19 protein-coding genes are annotated in these 24,568 nt (G+C 67.4%); 11 read left to right on the plus strand and 8 right to left on the minus strand.

Features of this window, described 5'->3' with window-relative positions:
* Nucleotides 1-26 precede the first annotated feature (26 nt).
* The 6 genes from AC5P5M_RS10480 (at nucleotide 27) to AC5P5M_RS10505 (ending at nucleotide 9,993) form a co-directional block, all read left to right on the plus strand.
* On the plus strand, nucleotides 27-2,492 hold the full coding sequence (locus tag AC5P5M_RS10480) for a GH92 family glycosyl hydrolase (RefSeq protein WP_495205838.1): 2,466 nt from the start codon (nucleotides 27-29) through the stop codon (nucleotides 2,490-2,492).
* A 96-nt stretch (nucleotides 2,493-2,588) separates the two neighbouring features.
* Entirely contained in the window at nucleotides 2,589-3,641 is a 1,053-nt protein-coding gene (locus tag AC5P5M_RS10485) for a LacI family DNA-binding transcriptional regulator (RefSeq protein WP_065182692.1), read from the plus strand.
* A gap of 59 nt (nucleotides 3,642-3,700) precedes the next feature.
* Nucleotides 3,701-5,014 (plus strand): L-fucose:H+ symporter permease, encoded by a 1,314-nt coding sequence (gene fucP / locus AC5P5M_RS10490; protein WP_065182691.1) that lies wholly within the window; start codon nucleotides 3,701-3,703, stop codon nucleotides 5,012-5,014.
* Nucleotides 5,015-5,021: 7 nt separating this feature from the next.
* Nucleotides 5,022-6,017 carry a carbohydrate kinase family protein gene (locus AC5P5M_RS10495; protein ID WP_065182690.1) on the plus strand — a complete coding sequence of 332 codons (996 nt, stop codon included), beginning with the start codon at nucleotides 5,022-5,024 and terminating at the stop codon, nucleotides 6,015-6,017.
* A complete protein-coding gene (locus AC5P5M_RS10500; protein ID WP_065182689.1) occupies nucleotides 6,014-7,240 on the plus strand; it encodes an AGE family epimerase/isomerase in 1,227 nt (408 codons plus the stop codon). The genes AC5P5M_RS10495 and AC5P5M_RS10500 overlap by 4 nt, the downstream gene beginning before the upstream one ends.
* A gap of 236 nt (nucleotides 7,241-7,476) precedes the next feature.
* On the plus strand, nucleotides 7,477-9,993 hold the full coding sequence (locus tag AC5P5M_RS10505) for a beta-mannosidase (RefSeq protein WP_495205839.1): 2,517 nt from the start codon (nucleotides 7,477-7,479) through the stop codon (nucleotides 9,991-9,993).
* Between the two features lie 71 nt (nucleotides 9,994-10,064).
* Here the strand turns inward: AC5P5M_RS10505 and mtnC are convergent, their stop codons facing one another.
* From mtnC to AC5P5M_RS10530, 5 genes are all read right to left on the minus strand, one after another.
* Nucleotides 10,065-10,760, minus strand: coding sequence for an acireductone synthase (gene mtnC / locus AC5P5M_RS10510; protein ID WP_495205840.1), 696 nt, complete (start codon nucleotides 10,758-10,760; stop codon nucleotides 10,065-10,067).
* Nucleotides 10,761-10,763: 3 nt separating this feature from the next.
* Nucleotides 10,764-11,321: a 1,2-dihydroxy-3-keto-5-methylthiopentene dioxygenase gene (locus tag AC5P5M_RS10515; protein ID WP_053516703.1), complete on the minus strand. Its 558-nt coding sequence runs from the start codon at nucleotides 11,319-11,321 to the stop codon at nucleotides 10,764-10,766.
* Nucleotides 11,322-11,399: 78 nt separating this feature from the next.
* The gene (locus AC5P5M_RS10520) at nucleotides 11,400-12,041 is read right to left on the minus strand and encodes a methylthioribulose 1-phosphate dehydratase (protein ID WP_053516701.1); all 642 of its coding nucleotides are present in this window, start codon (nucleotides 12,039-12,041) and stop codon (nucleotides 11,400-11,402) included.
* 560 nt (nucleotides 12,042-12,601) lie between these two features.
* On the minus strand, nucleotides 12,602-14,029 hold the full coding sequence (locus tag AC5P5M_RS10525) for an amino acid permease (RefSeq protein WP_197571283.1): 1,428 nt from the start codon (nucleotides 14,027-14,029) through the stop codon (nucleotides 12,602-12,604).
* Nucleotides 14,030-14,119: 90 nt separating this feature from the next.
* On the minus strand, nucleotides 14,120-15,595 hold the full coding sequence (locus AC5P5M_RS10530; protein ID WP_495205841.1) for an amino acid permease: 1,476 nt from the start codon (nucleotides 15,593-15,595) through the stop codon (nucleotides 14,120-14,122).
* 131 nt (nucleotides 15,596-15,726) lie between these two features.
* On the opposite strand from AC5P5M_RS10530, the gene AC5P5M_RS10535 reads away from it, so the two are divergent.
* Entirely contained in the window at nucleotides 15,727-16,341 is a 615-nt protein-coding gene (locus AC5P5M_RS10535) for an NUDIX hydrolase (RefSeq protein WP_080375326.1), read from the plus strand.
* Between the two features lie 94 nt (nucleotides 16,342-16,435).
* Here the strand turns inward: AC5P5M_RS10535 and serA are convergent, their stop codons facing one another.
* On the minus strand, nucleotides 16,436-17,677 hold the full coding sequence (gene serA / locus AC5P5M_RS10540) for a phosphoglycerate dehydrogenase (RefSeq protein ID WP_053519501.1): 1,242 nt from the start codon (nucleotides 17,675-17,677) through the stop codon (nucleotides 16,436-16,438).
* A gap of 171 nt (nucleotides 17,678-17,848) precedes the next feature.
* Here serA and AC5P5M_RS10545 point away from each other — a divergent pair, with 171 nt between their 5' ends.
* The 3 genes from AC5P5M_RS10545 (at nucleotide 17,849) to AC5P5M_RS10555 (ending at nucleotide 21,499) form a co-directional block, all read left to right on the plus strand.
* Nucleotides 17,849-19,237 (plus strand): FAD-binding oxidoreductase, encoded by a 1,389-nt coding sequence (locus tag AC5P5M_RS10545; protein ID WP_053519502.1) that lies wholly within the window; start codon nucleotides 17,849-17,851, stop codon nucleotides 19,235-19,237.
* Between the two features lie 62 nt (nucleotides 19,238-19,299).
* Nucleotides 19,300-19,599: a DUF2388 domain-containing protein gene (locus AC5P5M_RS10550; RefSeq protein ID WP_053519503.1), complete on the plus strand. Its 300-nt coding sequence runs from the start codon at nucleotides 19,300-19,302 to the stop codon at nucleotides 19,597-19,599.
* A 10-nt stretch (nucleotides 19,600-19,609) separates the two neighbouring features.
* Entirely contained in the window at nucleotides 19,610-21,499 is a 1,890-nt protein-coding gene (locus tag AC5P5M_RS10555) for a DUF7844 domain-containing protein (protein ID WP_081284437.1), read from the plus strand.
* Here the strand turns inward: AC5P5M_RS10555 and AC5P5M_RS10560 are convergent.
* Together AC5P5M_RS10560 and AC5P5M_RS10565 are read right to left on the minus strand one after the other, a co-directional pair.
* Nucleotides 21,477-22,544 carry an ATP-binding protein gene (locus AC5P5M_RS10560; RefSeq protein WP_053519504.1) on the minus strand — a complete coding sequence of 356 codons (1,068 nt, stop codon included), beginning with the start codon at nucleotides 22,542-22,544 and terminating at the stop codon, nucleotides 21,477-21,479. The genes AC5P5M_RS10555 and AC5P5M_RS10560 overlap by 23 nt on opposite strands.
* Nucleotides 22,544-23,260 (minus strand): response regulator, encoded by a 717-nt coding sequence (locus AC5P5M_RS10565; protein ID WP_180876004.1) that lies wholly within the window; start codon nucleotides 23,258-23,260, stop codon nucleotides 22,544-22,546. The genes AC5P5M_RS10560 and AC5P5M_RS10565 overlap by 1 nt, the downstream gene beginning before the upstream one ends.
* 129 nt (nucleotides 23,261-23,389) lie before the next feature.
* On the opposite strand from AC5P5M_RS10565, the gene AC5P5M_RS10570 reads away from it, so the two are divergent.
* Nucleotides 23,390-24,538 (plus strand): efflux RND transporter periplasmic adaptor subunit, encoded by a 1,149-nt coding sequence (locus tag AC5P5M_RS10570; RefSeq protein WP_111186469.1) that lies wholly within the window; start codon nucleotides 23,390-23,392, stop codon nucleotides 24,536-24,538.
* Nucleotides 24,539-24,568: the final 30 nt, after the last annotated feature.

The raw sequence follows: 24,568 nt of genomic DNA on the forward strand, positions 1-24,568 counted from the left end.
CGCACCATCGACCACAGGAACCCGACATGCGCCCAGTGCCGTCCGCTCCCGCTGTCCCCTCGACGCCGCGCCCGTTGACGCGATTGGCCTGGCTGCTCGCTCTGGCGATGTCGCCGGTGCTGCTGCAGGCCGCCCCGGCCGCACTCGAGCGCGAGGTGAACACCTTCATCGGCAGCAAGGACGATGGCAACACGTTCCCGGGCGCCTCGGCACCCTTCGGCCTGATCCAGGTCAGCCCCATCGGCAGCCACTATTCGGGGTGGCGCTACGACGACGAGAAGATCCGTGGCTTCGGCCACTCCTTCCTGTCCGGTGCCGGGTGCTGGGAGCAGGGCGGCCAGGTCTCGGTCCTGCCCGTGACCGGCAGCATCGGTCCCGGTGGCGATTTCGACACCGCCGACGCCAAGAGCTTCAACCACAAGACCTATGCCGCGTCGTACACGCATGACGGCGAAATCGGCCAGGCCGGCTACTACAAGGTGCGCCTGACCAGCTACGGTGGCATCGATGCCGAGGCGACCGCGCGCACCCGTGCCGCCGCCGAGCGCTACACCTTCAGCCAGCGAAGCGGCGATGGCCACGTGCTGGTGAATGTCGGCCAGGCGAATGAACGCCATTCGGTGATCGGCAGCGTGATCGACGTGGTCGGCGACCGCGTGGTCGAGGGCAAGCTGGTCACCAAGAGTTTCTGCGGTGGCCACCAGTACACGACGTGGTTCCGCATCGAGTTCGATCGCCCGTTCAAGGCGCATGGGACCTGGGGCGAGGCCGGTGGCCTGCCGGGGGCGCGCCACAGCATGGAAGGCGAGCAGAAGCCGAACGGTGCCTGGTTGAGCTTCGACCTGGCCAAGGGGCAGTCGGTCACGGCGGTGAGCGCGATTTCGCATGTCGATGCCGAAGGCGCGCGCACCAACCTGCGCACCGAGGGCATGCAGGGCGGAGCGCTGATGGGCTTCGACCGCATGCGCGCGCTGTCGCAGCAGGCGTGGCGCGAGGAGCTGGGCCGGGTGCGCGTGCAGGGCGGCAGTGCTGATGACCGCACGGTGTTCTACAGCGCCGCCTACCACGCGCTGCTGCAGCCGCTGACCGGCAGCGATGCCGACGGCCGCTACCGCGGCTACGACGATGGCATCCATCGCGCGGATGGCTGGACCTACTACGAGTACTTCTCGCTGTGGGATACCTACCGTGCGCAGAACCAATGGCTGGCGCTGACCCGCCCCGATGTGGCGCGTGACATCGGCCGCACGCTGCTGGCGATCGACGAGCAGGGGGGCTGGCTGCCACGCTGGGGTTACGCCAACTTTGAGACGAACATCATGACCGGCGATCCGGTGACCCCGTTCATGGTCGACCTGTGGCGTTTCGGTGCGTTCAAGGGCCGTGAATCGCAGGCGTGGGATGCGCTGCGCCGCAATGCGTTCGGCACCCCGCCGTTGAATTCCCGTCATGCGGGCCGGTCGGGCAATCCGACCTATCTGGACAAGGGCTACGTGGTCTACGACCGTGCGTTCCCGTCCAAGGGCATGGACGTCGATCCGCATCACGGCGGCTCGGCCACTCTGGAATATGCACTGGCCGACTGCGCGCTTTCGCAGATGGCCGATGGCCTGGGTCACGCCCGGGATGCGGCGACGCTGCGAGAGCGCGGCCGCAACTGGCGCAAGGTGTGGGACCCGCAGGTCCGCGACGCCGAGACCGGCTTCAGCGGCTTCCCGCGGCCTCGCACCGAGGACGGGCAGTGGTACACCCCGGCCGACGGGCACTACAGCCCACGTTCCCACCACGGCTTCCATGAAGGCACCGCGTGGCAGTACCAGTGGCTGGCGCAGCAGGACATGCCGGGGCTGGTCGAGGCGATGGACGGTCGTGAGCAGGCCGGGCGCCGGCTCGATGCCTTCTTCGCGATGGATGCACTGCAGGCCGACCCGCTCAATGCCGCGCGGCGCGAATGGGTGGTCGGACCCTACAGCTACTACAACCAGTTCCGCTACAACCCGAACAACGAACCCGATCTGCACGCGCCGTGGCTCTACACCCTGATCGGCCAGCCGTGGAAGACCGCCGCGGTGGTGCGGGCCGCGCAGCAGCTGTTCACCAATGCGCCCAATGGCGTGACCGGCAACGACGATCTTGGAACGATGTCGGCGTGGTACCTGTTCAGTGCGATCGGCATGTACCCGGCAGTACCGGGCAGTGGCCAGTTCCTGCTGCATACGCCGCGCTTTGCCCTGGTCGAGGTCGACATGGGCAATGGCCGCACCCTGCGCATCAATGCCCCGGGGGCGGACGGCCGCCGCCTGCAGTACGTGCAGGGCGTGCAGGTCGATGGCCAGGCGCATGCCCCGGTCTGGCTGGACTGGGAGCGCCTGCAGCAGGGCCCGCGCCTGCACTTCGCCCTCGACGCGCAGGCGCCGACCCAGGGGTGGGGCACGGCGGTGAAGGATCTGCCGGTGTCCTGGTGCGCGGCACCTGGCAGCCAGCTGCGTTGATCGGGGCTGTGCCGTTCGCGGCGACCCAGCGAACGGCACGGCACGAGACGGCCGCGATCCATTAGGCTTGAGCCCTCAGCGGAGCCCGGGAATACGATGAACGACAACGGCAGCAGCACTTCCAGCAAACGCGCCGGCAAGGCAGTGACGGTGACCGACATCGCGCGCGCCATCGGCGTATCGCGGGCGACCGTGTCGCTGGTGCTGCGCGGCAGCCCGCTGGTCAACGTCGATACCCGGGCCAAGGTCGAGGCCGAGCTGCGGCGCCAGCGCTATGTCTACAACCGCGCAGCAGCCAACCTGCGGCGGCGCACGTCCTCCAGCATCGCACTGGTGATCAACGACCTGTCCAATCCATTCTTCGCCGAATTCGCCTCCGGCGTCGACGAGGCGCTGGGTGGGCGTGGCTACGTGACCCTGCTGGGCAGCACCGGCGAATCGCCGGAACGCCAGCAGGCGGTGCTGTCCACGCTGATGGAACACACCCCGGCGGGGCTGATCCTGTCGCCGGCCGAAGGCAGCGATGCCACGCAGCTGCGCCAGGCACTGGGAGCCAATGCCAACGTCCTGCTGTTCAACCGTGAGCTGGACGGGGCTGATTGGGACTTCCTGACGCTGGACAACCAGCATGGGGCCTATCTGGCCACCCGCCACCTGATCGAGCGCGGCCATCGCCATATCGCCTTCTTCGGCGGCCACGCGGCGTCCAGTTCCTGCCACCAGCGCCGTGCCGGCTTCCAGCAGGCGCTGGTTGAGGCTGGACTGTCGCTGCCACCCGGCTGGATGATCGAATCGGCGCCGAACCGGCTGGAGGCGGCTGCACGCACCGACGAACTGTTCGCCGATGGCCATCGGCCGAGCGCAGCGGTCTGCTACAACGACACCGTCGCGCTGGGGCTGATGCTGGGCCTGAACTCGCGCGGCATCCGGCCGGGCGGCGATTTCGCTGTCACCGGCTTCGACGATATTTCCGAGGCTTCGGTGGCGGTGCCACCGTTGACGACGCTGACCGCCGACCCGCGCGAGCGTGGCCGGCAGGCGGCGGCACTGCTGCTGCAGCGCCTGGACGAACCGGATGCGCCGCCACGGCGCACGGTGGCTCCGGTGCAGCTGCGGATCCGCGAAAGCAGTGCCGCCCGGCCGACCTGATTTCACTGCCGTTACTCCTTCCACGCAACAACGATTCCGCGCAACGAGGCGCGTTCCGCATGCCGATCTCAGCAACGCCCCGTCCGTCGGGTTCCCCGGGCAACGCACCGGCCGTCACCAACGGCAAGGCCCTGGCCGTGGTGACCACCATCTTCTTCATGTGGGGCTTCCTGACCTGCCTCAACGACATCCTGATTCCACACCTGAAGGCGGTGTTCGAGCTGAACTACGCGCGGGCGATGCTGGTGCAGTTCACCTTCTTCGGTACGTACTTCCTGATGTCGCTGCCCGCTGGCCGCCTGGTCGCGGCTCTCGGCTACAAGAAGGGCATCGTGGCCGGCCTGCTGATTGCAGGTGTGGGTGCGCTGGGCTTCTGGCCGGCGGCCGAACTGCGGATCTACGGCGCCTTCCTGGGTGCATTGTTCGTGCTCGCCACCGGCATCACCGTGCTGCAGGTGGCGGCCAATCCCTATGTGGCGCTGCTGGGCCCGGAGCAGACCAGCTCCAGCCGGCTGACCCTGGCGCAGGCGTTGAACTCGCTGGGTACGGCGATCGCGCCGATCTTCGGCGGCATGCTGATTCTTTCCAATACGGTCAAGAGCGCCGATGAAATGGAGGCGATGCCGGCCGCCGAACAGCTGGCCTATCGTGCTGCCGAGGCGCAGGCCGTGCAGGGCCCGTATGTGGGCCTCGCGGTGGCGCTGGTGCTGCTGGCGTTGTTCGTGTTCCTGTTCCGCCTGCCGGCGCTGAGCGATGCGACCGAACAGGCCGACCAGGGGCATCACCACAGCTATCTGGATGCGCTGCGCCAGCGTCATCTGCTGCTGGGCGTGCTTGGCATCTTCTTCTATGTCGGTGCGGAAGTGTCGATCGGCAGCTTCCTGGTGAACTACCTGTCGATGCCCGACATCGGCGGATTCAGCGAGCAGGAGGCCACACACTACGTTTCCGCCTACTGGACGATGGCGATGGTCGGCCGCTTTGCCGGCTCGGCGCTGCTGGCCCGCTTCTCGCCGAGCCGCCTGCTGGCGATCTTCGCACTGGTCAACGTCGGCCTGCTGGCGCTGACCATGGCCAGCGCCGGCAGTGTCGCGCTGTACTCGGTGGTGGCGATCGGCCTGTTCAACTCGATCATGTTCCCCACCATCTTCGCGCTCAGCATCGAGCGCCTGGGGCCGCTGACCAATAAGGGCTCGAGCCTGCTGATCATGGCCATCGTCGGCGGCGCCGTGGTGCCGTACCTGCAGGGCGTGCTGGCCGACCACATCGGGGTGCAGGCCAGCTTCATCCTGCCGCTGCTGTGCTACGTCTACATCATTTTCTACGGACTGGTCGGCGCACGTACGCCGGCCTCCGCAACGCAGGGAGGCTGAGTCCGGAATGGGTGCGATTGTCTGCTTCGGCGAAATTTTGATCGATCTACTGGCGCAGCCGCCGGCCAATGCGGACACGCCGCGCGCGTTCCTGCAATACGCCGGCGGGGCACCGGCCAACGTCGCGGTGGCTGCCGCGCGGCTGGGCGCGAAGACCCAGTTCGTCGGCATGCTGGGCCGCGACATGTTCGGCGACTTCCTGGCCGAAAGCCTGGCCGAGCACGGTGTCGGTACCGACTACATCGTCCGCACCGATGCCGCCAAGACCGCGCTGGCGTTCGTCGCTCTCGATGCAGAGGGGGAGCGCAGCTTCAGCTTCTACCGTCCGCCGGCGGCCGATCTGCTGTTCCGCGACAGTGATTTCCAGGCCGCCTGCTTCGACAGTGCGCAGTGCTTCCACGTCTGCTCCAACAGCCTGACCGAGGCGGCCATCGCGGACGCAACCTTCGCGGGCATGGAGCGCGCGCGCGCTGCCGGGGCTGTGGTCAGTCTCGACCTCAACCTGCGGCCGGCGCTGTGGCCGGCCGATGTCGATCCGTCGCCGCGCCTGTGGCAGGCGCTCGAACGCGCGGACCTGGTCAAGCTGTCGCGCGAAGAACTGGACTACCTGGCGGCGCCCCTGGGCGACGGCGGCGACGACGCGGTGCTGCAGCGGCTGCTGGCGGCGCAGGCTCGCTGGGTGATCGTGACCGATGGTGCGGCAACGCTGCACTGGTACACCCGCCAGGCGCAGGGCACGGTGACCAGCTTCCAGGTCGCGGCTGTCGATACCACCGCAGCCGGTGATGCCTTCGTGGGAGGTGTGCTGGTGGGACTGCTGGAGCGGGGTGGCGCAGGCGCGGGATTCAATGCGTTCTGCCGGGATCCGCAGGCCATCGACGCCACGCTGCGCTTCGGTGCCGCGGTCGGCGCGCTGGCCGTTACCCGCAAGGGCGCGTTCGCCGCGATGCCCTCGCTCGACGAAGTGCAGCAGCTGCTGCAGGCACAGGACATTACCGCATGAGCACCTCGCCCGACTTCCGTTCGCCCGCGTTCCTGCGCGCGCATATCGCCGACACCCTGGCGTTCTATCATCCGCGCTGCATCGATCCGGCCGGTGGCTTCTTCCATTATTTCCGTGACGACGGCAGCGTCTACGATGCCAGCCATCGCCATCTGGTAAGCAGCACCCGTTTCGTCTTCAACTACGCGATGGCCTATCGCGAGTTCGGCAAGGCCGAGTACCGCGAGGCCGTCGAGCATGGCGTGCGCTATCTGCGTGAGGTGCACCGCAATCCGGCCACCGGTGGCTATGCCTGGACCCTGCGCGATGGCCAGGTCGAGGACGACATGAATCACTGCTATGGCGTGGCGTTCGTCCTGCTGGCCTACAGCTGCGCGTTGAAGGCCGGCATCGAGCAGGCCCGCGCGTGGATGGATGAGACCTGGCAGCTGCTGGAGGCGCGCTTCTGGGAGCCGCAGCACGGTCTGTACCGGGACGAGGCGGACGGCCAGTGGAACTTCACCGGTTACCGTGGACAGAACGCCAACATGCACATGTGCGAGGCCATGCTGGCTGCGTTCGAGGCCAGTGGCGAACAGCGCTATGTGGAACGTGCCCTGCAGCTGGCCGACAACATGACCCGTCGCCAGGCAGCCAAGGCCGGTGGCCTGGTATGGGAGCACTACGATTCCAACTGGGAGATCGACTGGAACTACAACCTGGACGACCCCAAGCATCTGTTCCGTCCCTGGGGCTTCCAGCCGGGCCACCAGACGGAGTGGGCCAAACTGCTGCTGATCCTGGATCGGCACGTGCAGGCCGACTGGCTGGTGCCGACGGCGCGTCATCTGTTCGACGTGGCCGTGGAGCGCAGCTGGGACGAGGCCCGTGGTGGCCTGTACTACGGTTTCGCGCCGGAGTCACGACGGCAGCCGGGCATGGACGGCGCGCCGATCGGCGGCGACAGCTTCGTCTGCGACGACGACAAGTACTTCTGGGTACAGGCCGAAACCCTGGCAACCGCTGCGCTGATGGCTGCGCGCACCGGTGATGACCGCTACTGGCAGTGGTACGACCGCATCTGGGCCTATTCCTGGGAGCACTTTGTCGATCACCGCTACGGCGCCTGGTTCCGCATCCTCGATGCAGACAACCGCAAGTACAGCGATGAAAAGAGCCCCGCAGGCAAGGTGGATTACCACACCATGGGTGCCTGCTACGAAGTGCTGAACGTCGTGCGTTGAGCATGACCGGTAGCGCCGGGCCATGCCCGGCGAAGCATGATCGGTAGCGCCGGGCCATGCCCGGCGGAAGCATGATCGGTAGCGCCGGGCCATGCCCGGCGGACACAACAGGAGTCCCGCCCGTGCATCGCCCTTTCCGTGCCGTTTGCCCATTCGCCTCTCTGGCCCTGTTGTGGATTGCCACTCTCGTATTCCCGGCAGCGGCCGCTCCGTTACAGGCAAGCTGGGAGTTCCGCATGCTGCCGGGCGACGCGCAGGGCGCGGCGCATCCCGGCCTGCAGCAATGGCGCAGCGCGCAGGTGCCGGGCAGCATCCACACCGACCTGCTGGCGCATGAACTGATCCGTGATCCTTACGTCGGCGCCGCCGAGGCCGAGCTGCAGTGGATCGGCCTGGCGGCATGGGAATACCGTGCACGCTTCGATGTGGACGCCGCGACCCTGGCCAGGCCGAACGCGGAACTGCGCTTTGACGGTCTGGATACGTACGCGGAAGTCACCCTCAACGGCAGGCCGCTGCTGCGCGCCGACAACGCTCACCGCAGCTGGCGCGTGCGCGTGGACGGCCGCCTGAAGGCGACGGGCAACACGCTGCAGATCGTGTTCCGTTCGCCGATCCGCACGCTGCTGCCCGCTGTCCAGGCGATGCCGCACAGGATTGCTGGCAATTATCCTTCGCCCTACGGTGACGAGCCGAAGGATGCGATGGTCGGTAATTTCGCGCGCAAGCCGGCCTACCATTTCGGCTGGGACTGGGGTCCGCGCTATGTCACCGCCGGGGTCTGGCGTGGCATCGACCTGGAGTCCTGGGGGGAGCGCCTCCTCGGCGATGTGGCCGTACGCACCGACATGCTGGACGCGCAGCAGGCGAAGCTTGCGGTCGTGCTGCAGGTGGAACAGGACGCTGCCGCGGGTACCGCGGCCGTCGATGTGGAGGTGTTCGATCCGGAGATGCGCAGTGTCGCGCGGGTGCAGCGGCAGGTTGCGGTGGCCCCGGGAGCGAATACGGTGGAGCTGCCGGTGGCGCTTGCCCAGCCGCGCCGCTGGTGGCCGGTCGGCTACGGGGCACAGGATCGCTACGTGGTGGCGGTCCGCCTGGACGGCGGCGATAGCGAGTCGCTCGCGCGCGAGCAGCGCATCGGCCTGCGCACGGTCGAACTGCGCCGCGACAAGGACGCTGACGGCGGCCAGGGCTTCGCATTCGTGATCAACGGCGTGCCGGTCTTCGCCAAGGGCGCGAACGTGATTCCCTTCGACGCGTTCCCGGCCCATGTGGATTCCGCGCGCGTGCGCCAGGTGCTGACCGCCGCGCGCGACGCCAACATGAACATGCTGCGCAACTGGGGCGGCGGCTACTACGAAAACGATGTGTTCTTCGATATTGCCGATGAACTGGGCCTGCTGGTCTGGCAGGACTTCATGTTCGGCGGCGGCATGCAGCCCGGCTACGACCCGGCATTCCGCGCCAGCGTCGTTGCCGAAGCGCGCGACAACGTGCGCCGCCTGCGCCATCACCCCAGCATCGTGTTGTGGTGTGGCAACAACGAAGAGGAAACCGCGTGGAAGGACTGGGGCCATGGCCGCGACCTGAAGGCCGCGGATCCGGTCTTCGCCGCAAAGGTCTGGCAGGGCTATGTGGACCTGTTCGGCAATGACCTGCGTGCGGTGGTCCGTGAAGAAGGGCTGGGGGTGCCGTACTGGTCCAGTTCGCCCAGCAACGACCTCGACGAGAAGGCCAACGACTCCACCCGTGGCGACAAGCACTACTGGCAGGTGTGGGGCAATCCGGCGTTGCCGGTGCAGGCCTATCTGCGCGAGACGCCGCGCTTCATGTCCGAGTACGGCCTGCAGGCGTGGCCGGCCGTGGCTACGGTGGACCAGATCGCAACCCGCGCCGAGCAGCGGATCGACAGCCCGGTGATTCGCGCGCACCAGAAATTCATGGCGGGCGAGGGCAACAGCCGTCTGCTGCACTATATCGAGCAGGGTTACGGTACGCCGAAGGATTTCGGGGACTTCGTGTATCTCAGCCAGGTGATGCAGGCCGATGGCATCGCTCTGGCAGCGCTGCACCATCGCGCCTCACGCCCCTACACGATGGGCTCGCTCTACTGGCAGCTCAATGACGTATGGCCGGGTGCGTCCTGGTCGAGTGTGGACTACTTCGGGCGCTGGAAGGCGCTGCACTACCAGGCGCGGCGCTTCTTCGCTCCCGTTGCCGTGGCGGCGCTGCGTGACGAGGGCACGACACGCGTGCGTCTGCTCAACGATGGCGACGCCGGCGAGGCGCGCTGGCGGCTGCGGGTGATGGATGTCGACGGCAAAGTGCTACGTCGTCGCGAGCAGGCGGTGACCCTGGCGGCCGCGGGCGTGACGGCGGTCGGCGATTTCAGTGATGCCGAACTGCTGGCGGGTGCCGATCCGAAGCGCACGATTGCCGTGTTCGAGGTGCTGCAGGGAGGGAAGACGACTGCACGTCAGGTCGTGGGATTCGTCGAGGCCAAGGATCAGGTGCTGCCCCGCCAGGCGCTCAGGGCCACGCTGGACATCGAGGGGGACCACTACCGGCTGCGGCTGCAGAGCAGGGCATTCGTGCGCGCGGCATGGGTGGACTTCGGTGCCCTGGAGGTGCAACTGGAGGACAACCTGCTCGATCTGCTGCCGGGCGAGAGCCGCGACATCAGCGTGCGCGGCCCGGTGGATCTGGCCACGCTGCGCGAGGCGCTGGAGGTGCGCAGCCTCAACGATCGTTGAGGGGCGCCGTCGGCGGTACCTGGCCTGGGCCGCAGCCAACCCGGGTTGGCTGCGACCAGAAAGGGATCGTGTTACAGCTGGATCTGCTGGAAGTTCTCGACCCGCTCGTGACCGTGGGCGGCGTCGCCGACGCGCGGCATCGGGTAGTCGTCCAGACGGTCCAGCAGGCGGGTCTGCAGACCCGCCTCGCGCGCGGCATCAAGCTCTTCCACCACGTCGGACAGGAACAGGATCTCGCCTGCCGGCACGCCGATGGACTGGACGATGCGGCGGTAACTGTCGGCCTCACGCTTGCCGCCGATCTCGGTGTCGAACCAGCCTGACACCAGCGGGCTGAGATCGCCCGCGTCGCTGAAACCGAAAAACAGCTTCTGCGCCGGCACCGAACCGGAGGAGTAGACGTACAGCGGCAGGCCCGAGGCCTGCCATCCCTTCAGCACCGGCGCCACTTCCGGATAGAAGTGCGCGGTGTAGTCGCCACGGCGATAGCCGGCGTCCCAGATCAGGCCCTGCAGCGCCTTCAGCGCCGTGTGCTTGCGGTCCTGGTCGATCCAGCCCTGCAGGGTCTCGGCGACCACGCTGTCCTGGCAGGCGCCGCCGATTTCGCTGGCCACCGTATCCAGCCAGCGGCGCACGTCCGGTCGCTGGCCATGCTCGGCCACGAAGCCGGGCAGGGCCTGGCGCGCATAGGGGAACAGCACGTTCTTGACGAACGAGATGCTGCTGGTGGTGCCTTCGATGTCGGTCAGGATGACGCGGGGCTGCATGGATCAGGATGCCTGGGTCGGAACGTAACGGGGGAATTTCTGCGCGATGTCGGTGCCGGTGAAGTGGCCGACCCAGCCATCCGGCTCGGTGAAGAAGCGGATGGCCACGAAGCTCGGCTCCTCGCCCATGTCGAACCAGTGCGTGGTGCCATCGGGCACGGCGATCAGGTCGTCCTTCACGCATTCGATCTCGTAGACCTTGTCACCCACGTGCAGGGTGAACAGCCCCGAGCCGGCAACGAAGAAGCGCACTTCGTCTTCCTTGTGGAAGTGCTCGTCGAGGAACTTCCTGCGCAGCTCGGCGCGGTTGGGATTGTCCGGCGCGATCGACGCCACATCCACGCTCTTGAAGCCGCGTTCGGCGACCAGGCGATCGATGTCGGCGCGGTAAGCGGCGAACACCTCGTCCTGGCTGGCGCCCGGCGCGACCGGTGCGGTGGCCTGCCAGCGCTCGAAGGTCACGCCGATCTTCTGCAGCTCGGCAGCGATGATGGCGCCGTCCTGGCTGTCCAGCAGCGGGGATTCGGGGCGGGTGTCGTCGTAGATGCGCAGTCGGCTCATGGCGGCAGCTTGAACGTCTCGGGGGGAGGACAGGGTAGCAGGGTGGCGGGCGGGCGCAGATTGCGGTTTGGAATCTGCTCAGCCACGCAGCCTGCGCAGTTCCAGTTCGCAGTGCAGCAGGAACTCGAATGCCTCAAGGTGGCGGCGCGCTTCGGCCATGTCGCGGCCCCAGGCGTACAGGCCGTGGCCATCGATCAGGTAGCCCCACAGCGTCTGGCGGTCCAGCAGATCCTCGACCTGGGCCGACAGCACGTTCATGTCCTGGGTGTTGGCGAACACCGGAACGTCGATGGCCATCTCGTGCGTGCTGTTGCCGGCAAAGGCTTTCAGCAGCTCATAGCCTTCCAGGCGGATGTGCCCCTGCGGTGCATACAGGCGCGAGGCGACGGTCTGCACCGGCGAATGCGTGTGCAGGACGCAGCCGACTTCCGGGAAACGCCGGTACAGCTGCGTGTGCAGCAGCGTCTCGGCGGACGGGCGCAGCGGACGGCCGACGGCCTGGCCATCGAAGTCCACGACCATGATGTCGTCCTCGATCAGCCGCCCCTTGTCCTTGCCGGAGACGGTGATTGCCGCATGGCGGTCGTCGAGGCGATGGGAGAAGTTGCTGCTGGTGGCCGGGGTCCAGCCGGCCTGGGCCAGTTCGCGGACGTTGTCGATCAGCAGCTGGGCGAGCTCGCTCAGGCGCGCGGTGTCGTAGGGGAGGGGGGCGGCGTTCATGCGGGCGATTTTACTGGATTCGGCCAACGGCTGAGCCCCTCGTGGCTGTCTCGCCGGGCGGGATTTCTTGCTTTGGCCGGGCGGGTGGGCTGTGCAGGGGACGCCGTAAACCCATCCTTGGGGGCTTGGCCGCGGCATCCCTGCCGCGGACACCCCTGCACAACCCACCCGCCCGGCCACGGACAGGTTCCGTGCGCGTCAGCCACGGAGTGAAGAAGGAAAAGCGAAAAGCGGGTCGCTTCGCTGCGCTTGCTCGGAGCGGAGCATGGCTCCGCTCTACAGAGGATTCATCGACCTACGAAAATTCATTCCCTGGACGAATTCATCCACGCAAGACGTGGACCAACCAGACGCGCCAGGAGACTGTCGGAGGTGGGGCGGGTTGGGTTCGCGGGGGTGTCCGCGGCATGGATGCCGCGGCCAAGCCTCCAGGGATGGATTCACGGCGTCCCCCGCGAACCCAACCCGTCCCGCCAAACCCTCGGCCCCGCTGTTGCTGTTGCCGTTGCCGTTGCTCCGGCTTCAACGGCGGGTGCAGGGCCGCAGGCCCCGCAATCCTCTTACTTACCCCGCAGGCGGCTGTGTCGGAAGCCGTAGCAGAAATAGATCACGAACCCGAAGAACGTCCACACGCCCATCAGCATCCAGTTGTGCATGGTCATCGCCGACAGCAGCGCCAGGCAGCTGAGCACGCCCAGGCTGCAGATCAGCCACGCCATCGGCATGCGGAACGGGCGCGGCAGGTCCGGTTGGGTGCGGCGCAGGATCAGCACGCCCGCACACACCGCCGCGAAGGCGATCAGCGTGCCCATCGAGGTCAGTTCGCCGAGCACGTCCAGCGGGAACAGCGCAGCCAGCAGGGCGATGCCGATTCCGGTGATGACCGTATTGATATGCGGAGTGCGGTACTTCGGATGGATCCGGGTGAACACGGGCGGAAGCAGGCCATCGCGACCCATGATCATGAAGATGCGCGGCTGCGCGATCACCATCACCAGTACGACCGAAGAAAGGCCGACCAGTGCCCCGATTTCCACCACCACCCGCAGCCAGCCCAGCTGGGGATGCGCCGCGACGGCGGTGACCACCGGCTCATCGGTGCCGAGCAGGGTGTACGGTACCAGGCCGGTCATGACGGCCGCCATGGCGATGTACAGCACCGTGCAGACCACCAGCGAGAGCATCATGCCGATCGGCATGTCGCGCTGCGGACGGTGTGACTCCTGTGCCGCCACCGAGACCGCCTCGAAACCGATATAGGCGAAGAACACCATGGCAGCGCCACGCAGCACGCCCTCCATGCCGTACTTGCCGGGCCCCTGGTTCTCCGGAATGAACGGGGTCCAGTTGGCCGGATCGACGTACTTCCAGCCAACCACGATCACCAGCACGATCAGGCCGGTCTTGAGCACCACCATGGCCATGTTCATGGCCGAGGACTTGCTGATGCCCACGTAGCACAGCCAGGTCAGCAGCAGCACCAGGATGGCCGCGGGCAGGTTGGCGATCGCGCCGGTCGGGCGCAGCTGCCCGTCCAGCGGTGCGCTGACCAGTGCGGCCGGCAGGTGGATGTCGAAGTGACTGAGCAGGCTCAGGAAGTAGCCGGTCCAGCTGACCGCCACTGCCGAGGCGGACACGCCGTACTCCAGCACCAGCATCCAGCCGATGAACCAGGCCGAGAGCTCGCCGAAGGTGGCATAGGTGTAGGTATAGGCGCTGCCCGAGACCGGCACCATCGAGGCGAACTCGGCGTAGGCCATGGCGCAGAACGCGCAGCAGATGGCGGCCAGCACGAAGGACAGCATGATGGCCGGGCCGGCATGGTTGGCTGCGGCCTGCCCGGTGATGACGAAGATGCCGCCGCCGATCACTGCGCCGATGCCCAGGGCGGTCAACCCCCAGGGTCCGAGGTGGCGGCGCAGGCTCAGGCCATTGGCGTCTTCATGGGCGGCATGCGGGTGCTTGGTGGCCCAGAGTTGCTTGAACATGTGTGGGGATCTTGTCGATGCGCGCCGGGGGGCGCGCGGGCGGAAACACTGGCAGGAGCAGACGGGCCGGCGCAGGGCCGGCCCGCAGGTTCAGGCGGACTTGGCCAGCTTGCTGTTGCGCATGCCGTAGCCGAAGTAGATCAGCAGGCCCAGCACGGTCCAGCCGACGAACAGATGCCAGTGCACCACGAAGGCCTGCCAGAACAGGAACAGGCAGGCCGCCGCGCCCAGCGGGCAGATGATCCACACCACCGGTACGCGGAACGGACGATGCAGCTCCGGGCGGGTATAGCGCAGAACCAGCACGCCGATGCATACGGTCGCGAACGCCAGCAGGGTACCCATCGAGACCAGTTCGCCCAGCACGTTCAGCGGCATCAGGCCGGCCAGTGCCGCAGCGATCACACCGACCACGATCGTGGCCCAGTATGGGGTGCGGAAGCGGGCATGGACCTTGCCGAAGAACTTCGGCAGCAGGCCGTCGCGGGAGATCGTGTAGGCGATGCGGGTCTGGCCCATCATCATTACCAGCACCACCGAGGACAGGCCGGCGATGGCGCCGATCTCGACTGCGGTCTTCAGCCAGGACAGGCTGGCATAGGGCTCCAGCGCGGTGGCCACGGGCTTGTCGGTGCCCAGCAGGTGATACGGCATCATGCCGGTCAGCACGGCGCAGACGATGATGTAGACGAGGGTGCACACGGCCAGCGACCCGAGCAGGCCGATCGGCATGTTGCGCTGCGGGTCCTTGGTTTCGCCGGCTGCGGTGGAAACCGCGTCGAAGCCGATATAGGCGAAGAACACGATGGTGGCGGCACGGAACACGCCGCTCCAGCCGAACTCGCCGGATACGCCGGTGTTCTCCGGAATGAAGGGCTGCCAGTTGGCCGGATCGATGTGGGCGGCGCCGAAGCCGATGAACAGGCAGATCACGGTGACCTTGATGGCCACGATGATGGCGTTGACGAAGGCCGACTGGGTCACGCCGACATACAGCAGGCCCGAGACCGCAGCGACGATCAGGACCGCCGGCAGGTTGAACAGCTTGCCGGAAGAGATGAACTCGCTGTCGGTCCATGCGATCGGTGCCGCACTGAGTGCGTCAGGGAACGGCATGTGCAGCGTGGTGGTGATGAAACTGATCAGGTAGGCCGACCAGCCCACCGCGACCGAGGCCGAGGCGAACAGGTACTCCAGTACCAGACACCAGCCGATGAACCAGGCCATGCCCTCGCCGAGCGTGGCGTAGGAGTAGGAGTAGGCGCTGCCCGATACCGGCATCATCGCGGCGAACTCGGCGTAGCACAGGCCGGCGAGTGCACATGCGATGCCGGCGAAGACGAACGAGAGCATCACTGCCGGGCCGGCGTGGTTGGCCGCGGCCTGACCGGTCAGTACGAAGATGCCTGCACCGATCACCGCCCCTACGCCAAGCAGGATCAGGTGTTTCGCCGTGAGGGTCCGTTTCAGCGTGGCTTCGCCGTCCAGGCTGCCTTCGATGGGTTCGCCGGCATCGACGTGCCCGGCCGGTTGCACCGGCTTGACCCTCAACAGAGCTTTCAGCATGCAGTACTTCCCTAATGATCGGTTTGGGGGCCGTCGATACGTTGCCGGCAGCCCTGAATGGTGAAGACCGCGCGAACGGCCCGCTGTACCTTAGCCAAAGCTGAAGCCAACGCACAAGCGCAATCGCAACAATGAGCGGCGATAATGAACAGTATTTTTCCGAACCACCCCCATTCATGAGCCACACCGCCGAAACCCTTGCCGCGCTTGATGATCGCCTGCGCAGTCTGCTGCGGGACCATGCGCGCCTCGAGCCCGCCCACGACGCCCTGGCTGCCGAATTCGGCACATTGCTGGACGATCCGGAAGATCCGTTCCGGCGCGAGCGGTTGGCCGGCCACTTCACCGCCAGCTGCTGGCTGGTCAGCGCCGATGGCCAGCGCCTGCTGCTGACCCACCACCGCAAGCTGCAGCGCTGGCTGCAGCTGGGCGGCCACGCCGACGGCGACCGCGACCTGGCCCGGGTGGCGCTGAAGGAGGCAGAGGAGGAGTCGGGGCTGTCCGGGCTGGTGCTGGACGATCCGGCGATCTTCGACCTGGACAAGCACTGGATCCCCGAACGCGGGGAGGTGCCGGGGCATTGGCACTACGACGTGCGCTTCGTGATCCGGGCGCTGGGGGGCGAGGACTTCGTGCTCAGCGAGGAATCGCTGGACCTGGCCTGGCGGCCGGTGACCGAAGTCGCGGCCGACCCGGAATCGGACGAATCGATGCAGCGCATGGCGCGCCGGTGGTTGGCGCGCTGACGGGGACGTCCACCTCATGCGCGGGCCGCCGGGCATCGCCCGGCGCTACCGTGATCGCGTGGACAGCGCCGGGCCGTGCCCGGCGAACCTTCAATCAATACAGGATGCGGGTGCGCAACGTGCCCGGAATGGCCGCCAGTTCTTCGCGCACCGCGGCGGCCTGCTCCTCGCTGGCGGTGATGTCGATCACCACGTAACCCACCTTCGGGTCCGTGCGCAGGAACTGGCCGTCGATGTTGACGTTGTGGCGCGAGAAGATCTCGTTGACCTTGGACAGCACGCCCGGCACGTTCTGGTGGATGTGCAGCAGGCGCAGGCTGTCTTCGTGTTCGGGCAGGGTGACTTCCGGGAAGTTGACCGCCGACAGGGTGCTGCCGTTGTCGCTGTAGCGCACCAGCTTGGCGGCGACTTCCACGCCGATGTTGTCCTGCGCTTCCAGCGTGCTGCCGCCGACATGCGGGGTCAGGATCACGTTGTCGTGGCGGGTCAGCGGTGATTCGAAGATGTCGCCGTTGCCCTTCGGCTCCACCGGGAACACATCCAGTGCAGCCCCACCGACATGGCCGCTGGCCAGCGCTGCGTCCAGCGCATCGATGTCGACCACGGTGCCGCGCGCCGCATTGATCAGGTGCGCGCCCTTGCGCATCTTCGCCAGCTCGGTGCTGCCGATCATCCACTGCGTGGCCGGGGTCTCCGGCACGTGCAGGGTAACGATGTCGGCACGTGCCAGCAGGTCGTCCAGGCTGGCCGCGGCACGCGCATTGCCCAGCGCCAGCTTGGTTTCCACGTCGTGGAAGATCACCTGCATGCCCAGCGATTCGGCCAGCACGCCGACCTGGGTGCCGATGTGGCCGTAGCCGATGATGCCCAGCGTCTTGCCCCGTACCTCATGGCTGCCGCTGGCGGACTTCGACCAGCCGCCGCGGTGGCATTCAGCGTTCTTCTGCGGGATGCCACGGGTCAGCATGATCGCCTCGGCGATCACCAGTTCGGCCACGCTGCGGGTGTTGGAATAGGGCGCGTTGAACACCGGGATGCCGGCCAGCTCGGCCGCGTCCAGATCGACCTGGTTGGTGCCGATGCAGAAGCAGCCCACCGCGATCAGGCGCTTTGCCTCGGCCAGCACCTCGGCGCTGAGCTGGGTGCGCGAACGGATGCCGACGATATGCGCTTCGGCGATGCGCGCCTTCAGTTCGTCCTCGGGCAGCGCCTTGGTGTGCGCCTCGATCTGGCTGTAGCCGGCGGCGCTGAATACCTCCACGGCGGTCTGGCTGACCCCCTCCAGCAACAGCACGCGGATATCCTGCTTCGGGAACGAGGTCTTCTTCGGCGACATGGGGCAACACGGCCAGTGGGACAGGGGCTGACCACTATGCCAGATCGGACCGCCCATGGTGCAGTGCGCAATTGGTTGCATCCGTAGCTATCTGTGCGGCACTGCGGGGCTGGACGCTGGCGCGTGCCACTGGCACGCTTGCCCGTTCGTCACGCACCGCGCTGGACCGTCATGACCGATTCCCGCATTGCCTCGCTGCTGCAGGCCTGTCCCGGCCTGAAGCTGAAGACCGACCCATCCGACCTGGAGCATTACGGTCGCGACTGGACCCGGCGCTGGACGCCGGCGCCGCTGGCGATCGCGCTGCCGGCCACGGTCGAGGAGGTGCAGGCGGTGATGCGCTGGAGCGCGGCCGAAGCGGTTGCGGTCGTGCCCTCCGGCGGCCGTACCGGGCTGTCCGGCGGCGCGGTAGCCGCCCACGGCGAACTGGTGCTGAGCCTGGAACGGATGAACAAGGCCCTGGCCTACGACGCGGTCGACCGGACCCTGGTGGTACAGGCCGGCATGCCGCTCGAAGCGCTGCACAACGCCGCGCTGGAGCATGGATTGATCTATCCGGTCGACTTCGCCGCGCGCGGATCGTGTTCGATCGGCGGCAACATCGCCACCAATGCCGGCGGCATCCGCGTGATCCGGTACGGCAACACCCGTGAATGGATCGCCGGATTGAAGGTGGTCACTGCCAGCGGCGAACTGCTGGAATTGAACAAGGGCCTGATCAAGAACTCCAGCGGCTACGACTTCCGCCAGCTGCTGATCGGTTCAGAAGGCACGCTGGGCGTGATCGTCGAGGCGACGGTGAAGCTGACCGATCCCCCGCCGGCCAGCAACGTGATGCTGCTGGCGTTGCCCAGCTTCGAGGTGCTGATGCAGGTATTCGCCGCCTTCCGTGCGCGCCTGCAGCTGCAGGCGTTCGAGTTCTTCACCGACCGGGCGCTGGAACACGTGCTGGCACATGGTGCGCAGGCGCCGTTCGACGAAGTGCATCCGTACTATGTCGTGACCGAGTTCGCTGCCAATGACGAGGCACAGGAAGCCGCGGCCATGGCGGCCTTCGAGGACTGCATGGGCAACGGCTGGGTCAGCGACGGCGTGATCAGCGCCAGCGACGCACAGGCGGCCCAGCTGTGGCGCCTGCGGGAGGGCATCACCGAATCACTGGCGCGCTACAAGCCCTACAAGAATGACGTCTCGGTGCGTATCTCGGCGATGCCGGCATTCCTGGCCGAGACCCAGGCGCTGATCGGCCAGGCTTATCCACACTTCGATGTGGTCTGGTTCGGCCATATCGGCGACGGCAACCTGCACATCAACGTGCTGAAGCCGGACGACACCAGCGACGCCGAGTTCCTTGCCCAGTGCGAGCAGGTGACCAAGCTGCTGGCGCAGGTGCTGGCGCGTTTCGATGGCAGCATTTCGGCCGAACATGGGATCGGCCTGGTCAAGAAGGGTTACCTGGACAGCACGCGCGGACCGGCGGAAATCGCGTTGATGAAGGCGGTCAAGCGTGCGTTCGATCCCGAAGGGCGGCTGAACCCGGGCAAGCTGTTCGACGCCTGATCTGGGCAAACCCTTCACGCACCCGTTACGCTCCACCCATTCCTTCAACCGGCCTTCGACCGATGATCCGACCGTTCCTGCTGATTGCCCTGCTGTCCCTGCCGCTGGCCGGCTTCGCTTCCAGCTTCGCCGGCACCTCGGCCGGTTCGGCAACCGGTGCATCGTCCGGCTCGTCGGGCAGCAGCTCGGGTGACGACAAGGTCGTGCGCGCAGCGCGCGATGATGCCGCGGCCTTTGTCGCCAGCGACGGCCAGATCCGTGGCGCGCGCCTGCAGGCCGCGCTGGTCCATCTGCGAGAGCAGGACGCTGCCGCGCAGCAGCAGAGCGATCTGGAACTGGCGCGCGCCCTGCTGGCGCGTTGATCCGGGCCGCATGCCGCCCGCGGTTTCGCTTGCCGTGGCGCCGGCCGATGCACGGCTGAACGTCTTGCGTACGCGGGCAGCAGCAGATGCCGGCCGCGACCCGGCGCTGTCCAAGCGTGCCCTGCATGCAGGATGGGGTATCGCATTGGCGTGGCTGGCGATACCGGTGGCGCATGCGACCGACCGCCTGCAGCTGGACCCCGCAGGCCTGGACCCAACACAACAACGGCTGGCCCGGCAGACCCTGGCCGACGTGCAGTCGCTGCTGCCCGAGGGGCTGCTGCGCGCGTTGCCGCCGCAGGTGCAGGTGCGCTGGAGTGAGGCCCTGCCGGCCGATGTGCACGGTCGGGCCTTTGGCGGACGCGTGTCGCTGCGTCGCGACCTGCTGGATGAGGAGGTGCCCGGCGCCCGCCGCGCGCGACGCAGCGCGCTGGTGCACGAACTGGCCCACGTTGCCGACCGCAACGGTGCAGGCTGGTCGCGCAGCGCGCGCTGGCGCGATCTGTCCGGCTGGCAGCGCAGGCCGTGGCATCTGGGCCGCGGTGACAATGATTTCCGTGACCGCAGCCCGGATCCCTACGAGCTGACGGATGCGGCCGAGTACCTGGCAGTGAATGCCGAGCATTTCGTGCTCGATGGTGCGTTCGCCTGCCGCCGTCCAGCCCTGGCGCAGTGGTACCGGGCGCATTTCGGCACGCCGCCATCGCTGCCACGCCCGCACTGTGAGGCAACCCTCCCACTGCTGCAGGCCGAAGCGGAGGAGGGGGCAGCCTCGTTGCTGCAGCTGGATCCCGCGCGCGTCTATGCGGTGGACTACCTGTTCGCCGAAGGCAGCCGGCAGCCGATGAGCCGCTGGGGCCACAGCATGCTGCGGCTTGTCATCTGCCGGCCGGGCCGGACGCCGGGACCGGCGTGCCGGCTGGATCTCGAACATCACCGCGTGCTGTCCTTCCGCGCGTTCGTGGGCGATGTGCAGATTTCCAACTGGCGTGGCCTGACCGGCGACTATCCTTCGCGCCTGTTCGTGCTGCCGCTGCAACAGGTGGTGGATGAATACACCAAGGTCGAGCTGCGTGGCCTGCAGTCGCTGCCCCTGCGCCTGCAGCGCGAAGAAATCGCCAGCCTGCTGGAACGCACCGCGCAGGTGCATTGGACCTATGATGGACGCTACTACTTCGTCAGCAACAACTGCGCGGTGGAGACTGCGAAACTGCTGCAGGCCGGCGTGCCCCGGCTCGGCCAGGCCGGGCTCGCCCAGCTCACCCCGCGGGGACTGCGGCGTCGGCTGGCACGGCTGCATGTTCTGGACGACCAGGTCCTGGCGGATCGGGCGGGTGCGCAGGCGCAGGGGTATTACTTTGCTTCCGCGCGTGATCATTACCAGCAGCTTTTTTCCGTGGCTGCCACCCAGCTCGCCTTGCCGGCGCGCGACGTGCGCGCATGGCTGAATCTGCCCGCGCGCGAGCGCGGCCCCTGGCTGCTGCAGGGTGATCTGCGCGCAAGTGCTGGCCTGCTGCTGCTGGAACAGGCCGCGCAGCGACGCGCGGAGCTGCGCGCGCGTGACGTGCTGAAGCGTAGTCTGCTGGCGGCGCCGGAGAGCGCTGAGGCACGCAGTCTGCGTGAACTGCTGGACCTGAGCGGGCAGTGGCTGCGTCCTGGGGAGCTGCTGGCGGACGGCGGCTACGGCTTGCCGCTGCCCGAGGAACAGGTACTGCTGGCCGACCGCGTTGCGCTGGCCAGCGCCCAGGCGGTGCCGGCATGGCGGACCCTGCGCATGCAGCTGCGACAGCAGCTGCCGGCGTCGCAGCGGGGGGAACTCGATGACATCGACGCGAACCTGGCGGCGCTGGGTGAGCGTCTGCGACGGCAGGCGACGCCTACTGACGCGGCAGTTCGATGACGAAGCGGCTGCCGCCGCTGCCACCGGGCGCGCAGTAGACCTTTCCGCCATGTGCATCGGCAATGGCCTTGACCACGGCCAGGCCCAGGCCGCTGCCACCGCCCTGGCGCGAACGTGAACCGTCGGCGCGCATGAAGGGGCTGAAGATGTCCGCGTGCAGTGCCGGATCGATGCCGGGGCCCTCATCCTCGATGGCAACCTGCACGTGTCCCGGGGTGTCATGCACGGCGATCCGCACCCGGCCCGGGCTGGCGTAGCGGCGTGCGTTCTCCAGCAACGCAAGAAGCGCCTGCCGCAGGCGGGTCGGATCGCAGTGGGCGTTGTGCTCCTCGCGGCTGGTCTCCAGTTCCAGCACGAAGCCGGCCGCGCGGAACTGGGGATCGACCAGGGTCATCACCGAGTGCACTTCGGCCACCACATCGGTACGGGCGCGGCGCACGTCCAGCCGGGCGTTGTCCGCCAGGCTCAGCACGCGCAGATCCTCGATCAGCCGCGACAGCCCTTCCACCTGCGCCAGCAGGCTGCGGAACTGCGATTCGTCGGGGTGGAACACGCCTTCGGCCAGGCCCTGCAGGCGACCGCGCAGGATGGTGACCGGCGTGCGCAGTTCGTGGGCGATGGCGGCGTGCCACATCATCCGTTCGCTTTCCATGTGCTGCAGGCGGCGCGCCATCGCGTTGAAGTCGTCGACCAGCGCGGCGACCTCGCCGGGAGAGTTGCCGTCGGCGCTGGCACGTGCGCCCAGGTCGCCGCTGGCCAGCGCGCGCACGCTGTCGACCAGCGAATTCAACGGGGACAGGATACGGTGGGCGAGGCGGAACGATGCGGCGATCGCAAGGGCCAGCCCGGTCAGGATGACACCGACCATCCAGGCCAGTTCGGGACCGGTGGGCAGCCAGCTTTCCGGCTCGACCGTACTGGCCGGCGAAAACTCGACCAGCACCGCATACAGCAGCCAGGACGAGAGGATCATCATCACGATGACGCCGATCACCATCAGCGACATCGAGACGACGATGTGCCGGCTGAGCCCGGACCGGCGCATCAGCGGTCGGCCATCAGGCGGTAACCGACGCCGCGCACGCTGGCCGGGATGTTGACCATGCCCACGTCGTCCAGCTTGCGGCGCAGCTTGCTGACATGGCTGTCGACCGTGCGCTCCAGCGCTTCACTCTCAGGCAGGCATTCATGCATCAGTTCGCTGCGGCTGAAGATGCGGGTCGGTGCCAGAGCCATGCAGTGCAGCAGCTTGAACTCGGTCAGCGTCAGCAGGACTTCATGGCTGTAGCCATCGCCTTCCACATGCACGGCATGGGTTGCCGGATCGATCAGCAGCTGCCCGATGCGCAGTGCCGCCGGTGCATCCACGCGTGAGGATCTGAGCGTCCGCCGCAGCACCGCGCGCACGCGCGCAGCCACCTCGGCCGGGTTGAACGGCTTGACCACGTAGTCGTCGGCACCCATGCGCAGCGCGGTCAGCTTGTCCAGGTCCTGGTCGAGCGCGGTCAGCATGATCACCGGCGTTTCCCCGCGCTGGCGCAGCTGGCTCAGCACGCTCCATCCGTCCAGCCGCGGTAGTTGTACATCCAGCAGGACCAAGTCCGGACGCATGTTGCGGTGCAGGTCCAGTGCACTGTGGCCGTCGCCGGCGCGCAGGGTGCGCAGGCCCTCACGTTCAAGATAGGCAGTGAGGATGTCGGCGATCTCGGCCTCGTCCTCCACGATCAGGACCAGGGCGGCGAGGGCAGTGGAGGCGTGCATGCGTGGATCAGGCCATAAGGTGCTTGCCTCCATCGTATCTCCACACTTCCTCCATCGAAACCCCATCATCGCCGCGCAGACTGCGCGCTTCATGACCTATCCGCCGCGCCCGCGGCATTGTGCACAGCAATGAGAACCTTCAGGACCCCGGCCGCGTTGATCGCGGTCCTCGCCTTGGCCATGACGGCCTGTTCCTCGCCCGAAGCCAGCCCCGAACCCGCACCGCGCGTGAGTGTGGTCACCGTCGGCCCACAGGTCGTGCAGCGCGACGATGAGCTGCCGGGCCGCGTGACGGCCGTGCGTACCGCACAGATCCGTGCGCAGGTCGGCGGCATCGTGCAGCGTCGCCTGTTCGAGCAGGGGGCCGAAGTCACCGCCGGGCAGGCGTTGTTCCAGATCGATCCGGCGGCCTTCCGTGCGGACGTCGATTCGGCGCTGGCGGCCCTGCAGCGCAGCGAGGCGGCGCTTGCCCGCAGCCGTGTGCAGTCGCAGCGGCTGCACGCCCTGGCGGCGGCGCAGGCCGTCAGCCAGCAGCATCGCGACGACGCCAGCGCCGAGTACGAGCAGGCGCGCGCCGCGGTGAATGAAGCCCGGGCGATTCTTGCCCGCCGCCAGCTGGACCTGCGCTATGCGACGGTCAGCGCGCCGATCAGCGGACGCATCGATCAGGCATGGGTGACCGAGGGAGCGCTGGTCGGCGTGGCCGATGCCGAGCCGATGGCGGTGGTGCAGCAGATCGACCAGGTCTACGTGGATGTTCGCCAGCCTGCGTCCCAGCTGGAGTCGCTGCAGCGCAGCGCCGCGAGCGGTGGACAGTCGTCGGTGGCGATCATCGGCCCGGCGGGCCGGCCGTTGTCGGAACGTGGCGAGCTGCTGTTCTCCGGCATCAGCGTCGATGCGCGTACGGGCGATGTGATGCTGCGCATCCTGGTGAACAACCCGCAGCGCCAGCTGCTGCCCGGAATGTACGTACGGGCAAGAGTGCCGCGCGGTGCTCCGTCCAGTGCGCTGGTTCTGCCGCAGCAGGCCGTACTGCGCAGTGCCGGTGGTCAGGCCTACGCCTGGGTGGTCGGCAGTGACGGCAAGGCGGTGATCCGCACGCTGGAGATCGATGGCAGCGTGGATCGGCAGTGGCTGGTCCGGAATGGCCTGAAGGCGGGCGAGAAGGTGGTCGTCGAAGGCCAGGAGCGCCTGCAGGAGGGCGTGGTGGTCCAGATGCACGACTGGTCACGGCCCGTCGCCATTGCCGGGGCTGCACCGTCAGGTCGTCAGGGCTGAGTCCGCCAGGACCCGGCCGATCCAGGAAAA

This window comes from Stenotrophomonas sp. YJH_SMC_106-19, assembly GCF_059368375.1.

What these genes read in the sequence shown, in the direction of transcription:
- AC5P5M_RS10555 (WP_081284437.1), top strand. Translation starts at nt 19,610, where the DNA reads ATGCCGCCCGCGGTTTCGCTTGCCGTGGCGCCGGCCGATGCACGGCTG.
- AC5P5M_RS10570 (WP_111186469.1), top strand. Translation starts at nt 23,390, where the DNA reads ATGAGAACCTTCAGGACCCCGGCCGCGTTGATCGCGGTCCTCGCCTTG.
- AC5P5M_RS10525 (WP_197571283.1), bottom strand. Translation starts at nt 14,029, where the DNA reads ATGTTCAAGCAACTCTGGGCCACCAAGCACCCGCATGCCGCCCATGAA.
- AC5P5M_RS10565 (WP_180876004.1), bottom strand. Translation starts at nt 23,260, where the DNA reads ATGCACGCCTCCACTGCCCTCGCCGCCCTGGTCCTGATCGTGGAGGAC.
- AC5P5M_RS10550 (WP_053519503.1), top strand. Translation starts at nt 19,300, where the DNA reads ATGATCCGACCGTTCCTGCTGATTGCCCTGCTGTCCCTGCCGCTGGCC.
- AC5P5M_RS10545 (WP_053519502.1), top strand. Translation starts at nt 17,849, where the DNA reads ATGACCGATTCCCGCATTGCCTCGCTGCTGCAGGCCTGTCCCGGCCTG.
- serA (WP_053519501.1), bottom strand. Translation starts at nt 17,677, where the DNA reads ATGTCGCCGAAGAAGACCTCGTTCCCGAAGCAGGATATCCGCGTGCTG.
- mtnC (WP_495205840.1), bottom strand. Translation starts at nt 10,760, where the DNA reads ATGCAGCCCCGCGTCATCCTGACCGACATCGAAGGCACCACCAGCAGC.
- AC5P5M_RS10530 (WP_495205841.1), bottom strand. Translation starts at nt 15,595, where the DNA reads ATGCTGAAAGCTCTGTTGAGGGTCAAGCCGGTGCAACCGGCCGGGCAC.
- AC5P5M_RS10535 (WP_080375326.1), top strand. Translation starts at nt 15,727, where the DNA reads ATGAGCGGCGATAATGAACAGTATTTTTCCGAACCACCCCCATTCATG.
- AC5P5M_RS10495 (WP_065182690.1), top strand. Translation starts at nt 5,022, where the DNA reads ATGGGTGCGATTGTCTGCTTCGGCGAAATTTTGATCGATCTACTGGCG.
- fucP (WP_065182691.1), top strand. Translation starts at nt 3,701, where the DNA reads ATGCCGATCTCAGCAACGCCCCGTCCGTCGGGTTCCCCGGGCAACGCA.
- AC5P5M_RS10485 (WP_065182692.1), top strand. Translation starts at nt 2,589, where the DNA reads ATGAACGACAACGGCAGCAGCACTTCCAGCAAACGCGCCGGCAAGGCA.
- AC5P5M_RS10520 (WP_053516701.1), bottom strand. Translation starts at nt 12,041, where the DNA reads ATGAACGCCGCCCCCCTCCCCTACGACACCGCGCGCCTGAGCGAGCTC.
- AC5P5M_RS10560 (WP_053519504.1), bottom strand. Translation starts at nt 22,544, where the DNA reads ATGCGCCGGTCCGGGCTCAGCCGGCACATCGTCGTCTCGATGTCGCTG.
- AC5P5M_RS10515 (WP_053516703.1), bottom strand. Translation starts at nt 11,321, where the DNA reads ATGAGCCGACTGCGCATCTACGACGACACCCGCCCCGAATCCCCGCTG.
- AC5P5M_RS10505 (WP_495205839.1), top strand. Translation starts at nt 7,477, where the DNA reads ATGCTGCCGGGCGACGCGCAGGGCGCGGCGCATCCCGGCCTGCAGCAA.
- AC5P5M_RS10500 (WP_065182689.1), top strand. Translation starts at nt 6,014, where the DNA reads ATGAGCACCTCGCCCGACTTCCGTTCGCCCGCGTTCCTGCGCGCGCAT.
- AC5P5M_RS10480 (WP_495205838.1), top strand. Translation starts at nt 27, where the DNA reads ATGCGCCCAGTGCCGTCCGCTCCCGCTGTCCCCTCGACGCCGCGCCCG.